10 protein-coding genes and 1 pseudogene are annotated in these 8472 nt (G+C 63.7%); 4 read left to right on the top strand and 7 right to left on the bottom strand.

Annotated elements, in window-relative coordinates; translation table 11 throughout:
* Nucleotides 1–521: SET domain-containing protein-lysine N-methyltransferase (locus WCB02_RS15045; RefSeq protein WP_423959058.1), on the top strand; the 521-nt coding region annotated here is incomplete at its 5' end.
* A 120-nt stretch (nt 522–641) separates the two neighbouring features.
* On the opposite strand, the gene WCB02_RS15040 is transcribed toward WCB02_RS15045, so the two are convergent.
* Nucleotides 642–1040, bottom strand: coding sequence for a hypothetical protein (locus WCB02_RS15040; RefSeq protein WP_423959056.1), 399 nt, complete (start codon nt 1038–1040; stop codon nt 642–644).
* Nucleotides 1041–1081: 41 nt separating this feature from the next.
* Complete coding sequence (locus tag WCB02_RS15035) at nt 1082–1312, bottom strand: hypothetical protein (protein ID WP_423959054.1); 231 nt, start codon at nt 1310–1312, stop codon at nt 1082–1084.
* 97 nt (nt 1313–1409) lie between these two features.
* Here WCB02_RS15035 and WCB02_RS15030 point away from each other — a divergent pair, with 97 nt between their 5' ends.
* The 3 genes from WCB02_RS15030 to WCB02_RS15020 all read left to right on the top strand — a co-directional run bounded on the left by WCB02_RS15030 (nt 1410) and on the right by WCB02_RS15020 (nt 3396).
* Complete coding sequence (locus WCB02_RS15030) at nt 1410–2234, top strand: helix-turn-helix domain-containing protein (protein ID WP_423959052.1); 825 nt, start codon at nt 1410–1412, stop codon at nt 2232–2234.
* A 62-nt stretch (nt 2235–2296) separates the two neighbouring features.
* Nucleotides 2297–2962 carry a DsbA family oxidoreductase gene (locus WCB02_RS15025; RefSeq protein ID WP_423959050.1) on the top strand — a complete coding sequence of 222 codons (666 nt, stop codon included), beginning with the start codon at nt 2297–2299 and terminating at the stop codon, nt 2960–2962.
* Nucleotides 2963–3141: 179 nt separating this feature from the next.
* On the top strand, nt 3142–3396 hold the full coding sequence (locus WCB02_RS15020; RefSeq protein ID WP_423959049.1) for a type II toxin-antitoxin system HicA family toxin: 255 nt from the start codon (nt 3142–3144) through the stop codon (nt 3394–3396).
* Between the two features lie 135 nt (nt 3397–3531).
* Here WCB02_RS15020 and WCB02_RS15015 read toward each other — a convergent pair whose 3' ends face one another.
* The 5 genes and pseudogenes from WCB02_RS15015 to WCB02_RS14995 form a co-directional block, all read right to left on the bottom strand.
* Nucleotides 3532–4725 (bottom strand): GNAT family N-acetyltransferase, encoded by a 1194-nt coding sequence (locus tag WCB02_RS15015; protein ID WP_423959062.1) that lies wholly within the window; start codon nt 4723–4725, stop codon nt 3532–3534.
* A gap of 176 nt (nt 4726–4901) precedes the next feature.
* Complete coding sequence (locus WCB02_RS15010) at nt 4902–5951, bottom strand: HD-GYP domain-containing protein (RefSeq protein ID WP_423959047.1); 1050 nt, start codon at nt 5949–5951, stop codon at nt 4902–4904.
* Between the two features lie 398 nt (nt 5952–6349).
* Nucleotides 6350–7243 carry an ATP-binding protein gene (locus WCB02_RS15005; protein WP_423959060.1) on the bottom strand — a complete coding sequence of 298 codons (894 nt, stop codon included), beginning with the start codon at nt 7241–7243 and terminating at the stop codon, nt 6350–6352.
* 33 nt (nt 7244–7276) lie between these two features.
* Nucleotides 7277–7723: pseudogene (locus tag WCB02_RS15000) on the bottom strand (sensor histidine kinase N-terminal domain-containing protein); the annotation flags it as partial.
* Nucleotides 7723–8388, bottom strand: coding sequence for a response regulator (locus tag WCB02_RS14995; protein WP_423959045.1), 666 nt, complete (start codon nt 8386–8388; stop codon nt 7723–7725). The gene WCB02_RS14995 and the pseudogene WCB02_RS15000, both read right to left, overlap by 1 nt.
* Between the last annotated feature and the right edge of the window lie 84 nt (nt 8389–8472).

The raw sequence follows: 8472 nt of genomic DNA, 5'->3' as shown, positions 1-8472 counted from the left end.
CCAAGATCATCCGCTATCTCGGCCCGCTGCTGGATTCCAGGAAGAAGGAGCACGACCAGATCGAGAACAAATATCTGTTCGAGCTGAACGGGCGCTGGACCATCGACGGTTCGGGGCGCGACAATATCGCCCGCTACATCAACCACGCCTGCCGGCCGAATGCGGAATCCGACGTCAAGCCGCGCAAGCGCAAGGTCTTCATCCGCGCCATCAAGGACATCGAGCCGGGCGAGGAGATCAACTACGATTACGGCACAGACTACTTCAAGGCCTATCTGAAGCCGATCGGCTGCAAATGCGATGCCTGCGAGAGGAAGCGCAAGAAGAAGCGCGCCGAGGCCCGCGCCGAGCGGCTGCGGCTCAAGGCGAAAGCCGAGCGCCAGGCGCAACGCAAAGCCGACCGGCTCGCTGCGGCCAAGGATAATAACAAGGCCACCAAGAAAAAGCCCGACGGTACGGCCAAGCGGGGCAACGGCAAGCTCAACGGCCACGACTTCGCCGCGGCTCTCGCGGCAGGATAAAATCGGCGTGTAAGAGCGCAGCGGGCCGCTCGGGCCTCGGGCCACGCCGACCGGTCAGACCGTTGGGCTTGGCCCCGTTAGCGGCTTCGCGGCGAACGGGCTTGCCTCCGAAATGGCTCCCTACGCTGCAAGTGCGCTGCTGCTCCGGCGCAGGCCGATATATTGCAGTTCGCCAAGCACGCCGGTCGCAATCGCCTGGGCCACGACGAACGTTTCGCCAACAAGGTTCGGGCTGACCGCGCCCGACAACAACAGGACGATGCTGATGACGGTCCACGCCGCGTTGCCGGCGATCACGACTGCGACCAGCAGTTTCGGCGTTGAAGCGCGCGTGCCGAGCCAGCCGACCAGCACGGTATAGGCGATCAGAAACAGGCCGGTTTCGCGCAACAACGTTTCCGGCAAATCGAGCAGCGCGGCGAGCGGAGCAGCGGCCGGTGCCATTGCAAGCGCGCCGGCACCGCTGAAAACGGCATCGGCGAGGAGGGCGCGGCGCAGGAAAACGGATGGACGGATCATGGAGGGTCTCCAGTTCGTGGTTGAGGGATCAGCGTGCCTTGTCAGCGTGCCTTGCGGCACAGGGCGAGAAGCCGGCGGCCCAGGCGACGCGGGCACAGCGTGTGGCCGATGCTGTTTTCGACCGCTTGCACCTGGGCGGCCACGAAGATACCGGTCGAACGCAGCAGCGGTTCGGGCACGTTGAGGCCGCCTGCCAAGAGGCGGGTCGCCAACTCCAACAACCATGGCAAGAGGCTGGTGGCGACGAAGCGGGCGAGAAAAAGCGCGATCATTGTCATCTCCTGGCCTGGAAGATCAGCCGGCTGGCGGCGCAATTCGATTACTTGGGAGGTAATGGAAGGCGCGAAATTCGCGTGCTAGCTTTTGGTCATGAGCGCACACACTGCCGCGGCCAAATCCGAACCAACCAGGTCCCTTCATGTCGGAGATCACCTGCGCGGGTGGCGGCAGCGACGCCATCTGAGCCAGCTCGATCTCGCCGTTGACGCCGAGATCTCGGCGCGTCACCTGAGCTTCGTCGAGACCGGCCGTGCCGCGCCCTCGCGCGACATGGTGCTGAGGCTCGCGGAGCGGCTCAACATACCCTTGCGCGAGCGCAACGTGCTTCTGGTCGCCGCCGGCTTCGCGCCGGCCTTTCCGCAACGCTCACTCGATGATCCCATGCTGAAATCCGCGCGCGAGGCCATCGACCTCGTGCTGAAAGCCCATGAGCCGAACCCGGCGCTGGCCTACGACCGCCACTGGAATCTGGTGACTGCAAACCGCATGGTGGCCCCGCTTTTGGAGGGCATCCCGCGGCGCCTGCTCGGCCAGCCCTTCAACATCCTGCGGCTTGCCTTTCACCCCGAAGCGCTGGCAGCGCGCACGGTCAATCTCGCCGAGTGGTGCGGTCATCTCCTGGAGCGGCTGCATCGCCAGTGCGAGGCGACCGCCGATCCCGAATTGATCAGGCTCTATGACGACCTCAAGGCCTATCCCATTCCGGCCCGCACCGGGCCGCTGCCACCCGACAACAACGTCGCGATCCCCTTGAAGCTGCGCCGGGATGGCGCGGTGCTGAGCTTCTTCTCGACCACCATGGTGTTCGGTACGCCGGTCGACGTCACGCTGTCGGAGCTGGCGCTGGAAACGTTCTTTCCGGCTGACGATTTCACTGCCGCTCAGATGCGGAACATCGCGGCCAGCTTCGGCTGACAAGCTTGTTTCGCCTGCTGTCGGGCATATGTTGGGAGGTCAGTCCAGGACGGGAGGTGCCCATGAGCAAGCTGAAACCGCTGCAGATCGATATCGTCTCCGACGTGGTGTGCCCATGGTGCTATATCGGCAAGCGCCGGATCGAGAACGCGCTGGCGCTCGCCGCCGACGTGCCGGTGGAGATCAACTGGCGGGCGTTCTTCCTCAATCCGTGGGTGCCGCGCGAGGGCATCAGCCGGGACGATTATCTCACCGCCAAATTCGGTTCGGTCGAAGCCTATAAGGGCATCGCCGGACGCGTGGTCGAAGCCGCCGGGGAGGAGGGCCTGGTGTACCGGCCCGATCTGGTGAAGCGCCAACCCAACACCATCGATTGCCATCGCCTGATCCATTGGGCGGACGCACGAGGCAAGGCCGCGCAGATGAAGCAGCGGCTGATGGAACTGTACTTCCGCGATGGCGGCGATCTCACCGACACCGAGGTTCTGATCGAGGCCGCGGCCGATTGCGGGCTCGATGCCGACGACGTGCGCAGGCGTCTTGCCACCGACGAGGACGTGGCGCTGATCTCGGCCCAGGCACAGGATGCGTCCGACAAGGGCATCTCCGGCGTGCCGACCTTCGTGTTCGCGCAGAAATACGCCGTCTCCGGCGCGCAGCCGGCCGACATGCTGGCCCGCGCCATCCGCCAGGTCTCGGCAGAGGTGAATGCGCAGGCCGCGGAGTAGGGCATTTTCCGACTCAACGTCATCGGAAAACGTTCCAGCCTTGAGTTATGCCGACATGCAGGTGACGATCCCGCGCGGCGATTGATGATGAAGATCAAGATCGTGGTGCATGAGGCTGAGGAGGGAGGCTTCCGGGCCGAAGTTCCTGCTATTCCTGGTTGCGCTACTCAGGGGACAGCATGGATGAGCTGATGCGCAATCGTCGTGAGGCGATCGAAGGGTGTCTGTCGACTGAAGTCGGAGCCCGGCGGCACCGAAATAGTGCTGGAATTTCCTGCATGAAATCGGTATCTGGCCGCGACTTGGCTCGCATTGTCGAGCGTCGCGGCTGGACCTTGCTCCGCGTCAGCGGCAGCCATCATATCTGTATATCTGTGGTAACGCCGGAAGCGTTGTTCGGCTATCAATTCCAATATACGGCAACAAGCCGCTGAAGACAGGGCTGTTGCGGCATTGGCGAAGCTTGCCGAACTCTCGGACGACGATCTTTAGCCCGGCGTTCTATCGGCGGTTCTCGTGGCGGTTGACGTTGGCTGGCGTCCGCGCTGACTCGCCCGTGCTGGTTTTGCCTAACGGCCACGGACGAAATGAACAGCCCAGCGCGCCAGCTCAAGGGCGGATTGGCGCGCCACCAGCGCGGCCTGGATCAGCGCCACCACGGGATCGCGCCGTCGCAGCGGGATCAGCACGTCACCGATCGCAAAACGGCCGCGCCAGATCGGGTTGATCATGGGGTGGTCGGGGCTTGCGGTGGAATCCGCCGATGTGATCCCGGGGTCGGCGCAGAGGTGCCGCGTCAGGTCGAGCGTCAGCTGGACGCCGGGTGAGAATTTGGCAAAGCGCTCGTCGACGCCGAGCTTGAAGAAGAACGCGCGATCCTGGTGCCGCAGCACGATGCCCGCCGCGACCGGCGTGTCGCCCGCGCGCAAGGTCACGATCTCGCATTGATCGGCCTCGGCAAGCGCGACGGCCGCGCGGCGAATGAAGGTCGCGTCGCCCTCGACCTGCAGCAGGGCCGTGCCGCGTTGGCCCTTCCAGCCGCTCGACTCGAGCCTGAGAAAGATCTCGAGCGCGGCTGCGACGTCGCGGGGCGTGCGCGCGACCGTGAAACGGACGGCGCCGTGTTCGGCCAGCCGATGGCGCTGGCGGCGCAACTCCTTCAACTTCCTGCCGCCGAGCGCCTCGCGCAGCAATTCTTCGCCGTCGCGCGTCGCATCGAGACAGGCCCGCACATGCGAGCACAGCACGCGTGGGCGGAGGCCTTCACGGCGCGCGCTTGCCGTGAAGGCGGCCAGCACCGCCCCATCGAGCGCCAGCTCGCGCAGCAGCAGCGCACGCGCACCTGTGTTCCGCGCCTGCTGCAGCAATTGAGCCGCGGCATCGTCCGCCATGTCGCGATCGATCAGCGGCGTGCACAGCGTTCCGTAGGGATGGGCACTGGCCAGAGCAGGCAGGGGGATCCGGAAGGCGCGCCGCAGCGGGATGACGGGCAGCAGGCCGATCAGCCGCGCCGACGAGGGCGGGCTTGATGCACAAAGCACCGAGGAGCCGGTGCGACCCGGTGCGCTGGCGTTCACGGCCAATTCCCAGTCGGGCAGGTAGTAGGCGTTCGGCTCGGCGGCGCGATCGCTGAGCCTGCGCCACGGCGGCGTGGCAACCGCTGTGAGGCGGATCAACGCGCCAGCTTCGGACATGCCGGCAGCCGTCTGCGCAGTCCCGGCACCGCTCTCGGATACGCCGCGTCTTGCCGCTAGATCCAGAATGTCGGCCACGTCGCTGTTCCCCATCAGCGCCGGACTGAGCAAGGGAGGGTCGGCTCCCGCCGCCGGCGCGATCGGCCCAAGACTACGTGGAAAGATTGGAGAATACCGTTGGTTTGCAGGCGTATTTTGACCGGTCATCTTAACCTGCTGTTCAGCCTGAACAGCTTTTGCTGACTTTACCGCGTCAAGGCCACGTCCTTGAATGCGGCGATCAGCGCCTTTTCCAACTTGCCGTCCATGCTCTGGATGATCTCGTAAGCCTTCTCCCTCGGCATCACCGGCTTGTAGCTGCGGTATTCGATCAGCGCCGCGAAGATATCGGAGATCGTCAGGATGCGAACCAGATCGGCGATCTTGTCGGCGCTCAGCCCGTCGGGATATCCGCTGCCATCGAGATATTCATGGTGATGGCGGACGGCATCGAGTATTTCCGGAGTGATACCGGGGTTTTCCTTCAAGACGTCCCAGCCGGCGCCAGGATGGGTTTCGACCAGCGTGCGTTCCGCTGGATCGAGACGTCCGGGCTTGTCGAGGATCGCGAGCGGAATTTTTGCCTTGCCGATGTCGTGAAACATCGCGGCCATGTAGAGCCGCTCGAGATCCGCCTTCGAGACGCCGAGACTTAAGCCAAAATCGACGGTGACGCCGGTGACCAGCAGACAGTGCTGATAGGTGCCTTCGTGATGACGGCGCACCGTCGCAAGCCAGTTCGACAGCCCATTTTCTTCGATGCTGTCCGCAATGCTGCCGCCGGACCGTTTGGCGTCGTTGATATCGATTGGCGTGCCGCTGAGCACCGATTCGAACATTGACGCGATACAGGCCGCGCCGGCCGACGCCGCCTGCCGTCCATCGCCCAGCGCGATGTCGGGCGCAACGGTCGGCGCATCGGGGTCGGCGAGCTTGGCCAACAACTGCGCGCGGCTGGCGTTGGAGGAAAGGACGGTGGTTGCGCCCAGCGCATAGGCCTGCACGGTCGACAGTCGCGATTTTCGGTCGATCAGGAAAATCCGCTTGGGGATGCGGACCAGTTTTGGCGAGATTTGCTTCAGCGCGGTGATGTTGTCCACATCGCGCAGATCGGCCGCGACAACGACAGCGTCGATGTCGCTGCCGCGGATGTCCGCCCCGTTCAGCAATTCCGATGTGAGCGCGTAACGCTCCGTGAGCATTCCGCGCAAGGCGCCAAGCTTGGCTATGTTGTCGCCGACCAGATGCACGCACATGAAGAAACCAGATCCCCGCCGTCTCGTACCCGTGATACCGGACCTCATCCTCCGGAAGATTCGTTAAATTTGCGCGTTTGCGAAAAGCGATGGATGCGCGCGGCCCTTAGCTTGAAAATAATGATGGCGGCCCTGCACGGTAGTCTGGTCTTGGCGCGACACGCGCATTCGATGCAGCGTCCGATATATGGTCGTAGCGGCGCTGTGTATTCACGGCATCTCGCTACCGCCATGCCCGCTATCTTGTAGAGGTTTCCTGAACATCGCGTTTGCGGCTCGACCGATTCGATGTCCGTATTTTACCGGAGTATTTTTGCTCGCAGGGCACCGCGCGTCAGGAGCATCTCGCTCGCAACCGCGGCCTCGGAGACCGAGGCGATGCGCGCGTCTGCGGGGGTTCACAGGCGCGGCGCCGCCATCCGATCCACCCCGCGTCGCGGCAACGATACAGTCGCTCGGAGTCCGCAACGCCCCGGCTTGTTTTCCAAAGCCAGTGAGCCGCCAATCTTTTCAAGCGCAAGCTGGACAATGGCGAGCCCGAGGCCGGTGCCAGACGGACTTTTGTGCTGGCCGCGAAAGAAGCGATTGGTGACCAGAAGAAGTTCATCGTCGGGAATGCCCGGCCCTTCGTCGTCGATGGTGATCGCGGTGTGCGAATGGCCGGTTGCCGCGCTCCATTTCGCGATGCCCTCTGTTCGCATGTGCTGGATCGCATTTTCGTGCAGGTTCCTCAGTGAAATCGTCAACAGATCGCGGTTCGTCGCGAGGTTGATGTCGTTAAGCGACGGGTCCAAAACCACCTTGGCGGGTTCTGCAGCCTGGTCGGCTAACGTGATCTCTTCCAGAAGTTCGGCCAGATTGACTTCACCCTTCAGTTCGACCTCGGCCTGGGCATCGAGGCGGGCCATCACGAGCAACTGCCGGACCAGGCGGGCGGCTCGATCAACGGAAGCGACGATGTGTCGAAGCGCGCTCTCCCTTGCCGTCGGGTCGGTCGTGGCGATGGCGACCTGCGCCTGGGTCTTCAGGCCGGCCAGGGGCGTCCGCAATTCATGTGCGGCAAACGCCGTGATTTCCCTTTCGTGTCGGCGGGCCGCTTCAAGCCTGGCAAACAGGCTGTTCAGGGAGTTCATGAGCGGGAGTATTTCAGGAGGCGCGTGATCCGGATCGACCGGCCGCATGTCGTCGACGCTGCGGTTCCGCAAATCGACGGCGAGATAATGCAATGGCCGCAATCCGCGCCCGAGACTTGTCCAGATCAATAGCCCCAGGAGCGGAACGATGAAGATCACCGGCCAGAGCAGGCCTCGGACGAGATCGTTCACCAGCCTTTCACGCAAACCCAGCCGATCACCAACGAGCACCCTGAGGCCCTTCGATGAATCTGAAACGGCATAGACCCGCCACGTCTCGCCCCCGACCCGTTGATCCGAAAAGCCGTCCTTCTGATCGCCGAGACTTTCGGCCGGCGCCCCGCTCGATCTGGCGACCAGCCGTCCATCCAGCGACCATATCTGGCAGGACAACTGGCGCTCATATCCCACGCGTTCCGGCATGAGCACTGAGCCGGACTGATCAACGGGCGGCGAGGAAGCCCCGGCGTTGATGGCCAAGGAACTGACCATCCGCGCAGCCTCCTGAAGCCTTGTGTCCAGCACGTGCTCGACCTCGGCTCGCGTTTGAAGGAAGATCCAGCCGGCCGCGCATAGCCAGATCAACCCCGTCGCTGCCACAAGGATGATGAACAGCCTTCCGCGGAGGGATTTCAACATCATGATTGCTTGCCGCGCATCCGGTAGCCAAGCCCGCGCACCGTCTCGATCGCATCGCGTCCAATCTTGCTTCGCAAGTTGTGGATGTGCACCTCGACGGCGTTGCTTTCGATCTCTTCCTGCCAGCCATAGAGACGTTCCTCGAGATCGGTCCTGGAGCGAATAGCCTCCGGCCGCTCCATCAGCGCGGCAAGGACGGCAAATTCGCGCCGCGAAAGGCTGATCGGCTTTCCCGACGCCGTCGCAACCAGGGTGGCCGGATCGAGCACGACGCCATTGTGCGTCAGACTCGAGATGGCCCGGCCAGCGCTGCGGCGAACGATGGCGCGCACCCGCGCCGCCAGCTCATCCAGATCGAACGGTTTGCCGAGATAGTCGTCCGCTCCGGCGTCAAGTCCCCTGATACGGTCGGACACCTCGTCAAGCGCCGTGAGCAGCAGCACCGGCGTCCCGTTGCCCGCGGAGCGGATTTTCGCCAGCAGATCGAGCCCCGATCCGTCCGGAAGCATCAAGTCGAGCACGATGGCATCGAAGGTCGTCGTGCCGAGGGCAGCATGCGCGTCGCCGCATGAACTCACCGTATCGACGGTGGCACCCGACAGCCCGAGTCCTGCCGTCAAACCATCGAGCAGAACCGGATCATCTTCCACGACGAGAATTCGCATCACGCCCTCTTCATCTCCGGCAGGCCCGGATCGCAGGCGAGCCTTAAGGCTGGCTTAAGGTGCGATGGCGATATCGGCGCCACC

The sequence above is a fragment of the Bradyrhizobium sp. genome, assembly GCF_049581145.1.
In the GTDB taxonomy this organism is placed as follows: Bacteria; Pseudomonadota; Alphaproteobacteria; order Rhizobiales; family Xanthobacteraceae; genus Bradyrhizobium.
Note: the sequence above shows the minus strand (reverse complement) of the source record. Positions and strands in the feature narration are given on the sequence as shown.

Coding starts and splice junctions, on each gene's coding strand:
- WCB02_RS15040 (WP_423959056.1), bottom strand. CDS start 1,040: ATGATCCGTCCATCCGTTTTCCTGCGCCGCGCCCTCCTCGCCGATGCC.
- WCB02_RS15035 (WP_423959054.1), bottom strand. CDS start 1,312: ATGATCGCGCTTTTTCTCGCCCGCTTCGTCGCCACCAGCCTCTTGCCA.
- WCB02_RS15030 (WP_423959052.1), top strand. CDS start 1,410: ATGAGCGCACACACTGCCGCGGCCAAATCCGAACCAACCAGGTCCCTT.
- WCB02_RS15025 (WP_423959050.1), top strand. CDS start 2,297: ATGAGCAAGCTGAAACCGCTGCAGATCGATATCGTCTCCGACGTGGTG.
- WCB02_RS15020 (WP_423959049.1), top strand. CDS start 3,142: ATGGATGAGCTGATGCGCAATCGTCGTGAGGCGATCGAAGGGTGTCTG.
- WCB02_RS15010 (WP_423959047.1), bottom strand. CDS start 5,951: ATGTGCGTGCATCTGGTCGGCGACAACATAGCCAAGCTTGGCGCCTTG.
- WCB02_RS14995 (WP_423959045.1), bottom strand. CDS start 8,388: ATGCGAATTCTCGTCGTGGAAGATGATCCGGTTCTGCTCGATGGTTTG.